This is a genomic window from Achromobacter sp. GbtcB20 (assembly GCF_019091095.1).
GTDB lineage: Bacteria > Pseudomonadota > Gammaproteobacteria > Burkholderiales > Burkholderiaceae_B > Achromobacter > Achromobacter mucicolens.
Map to the genome: position 1 here is coordinate 1 of NZ_JAGXJZ010000744.1, position 249 is coordinate 249.

Sequence of the window (249 nt, forward strand, 5' to 3'; positions counted from 1 at the left end):
GAACAGGATCGCGATCAGGAGCACCTGCAGGATGTCGCCCTTGGCGAAGGCATCGTCGAGGGTGTTCGGGATGATGTTCATGAGGAAGTCGACGGTGCTCTGGTGCTGCGCCTTCTCGGTGTACTGGGCGATCGCCTTGGTGTCGTGGTGGGCGACGTCGACGTTGAAACCGGCGCCCGGCTTGGCCAGGTTGGCCACGACCAGGTCGATGACCAGGGCGTAGGGGGACACGACTTCGCAGTAGAGGTG

The 249-nt window shown here is 63.1% G+C and carries 1 protein-coding gene; it reads right to left on the reverse strand.

Going from position 1 to position 249, the window contains the following annotated elements; all coding sequences use genetic code 11:
- A partial coding sequence (locus KVT32_RS30940; protein WP_217619518.1) for a cation:dicarboxylate symporter family transporter occupies window positions 1–249 on the reverse strand: 249 nt, incomplete at both ends.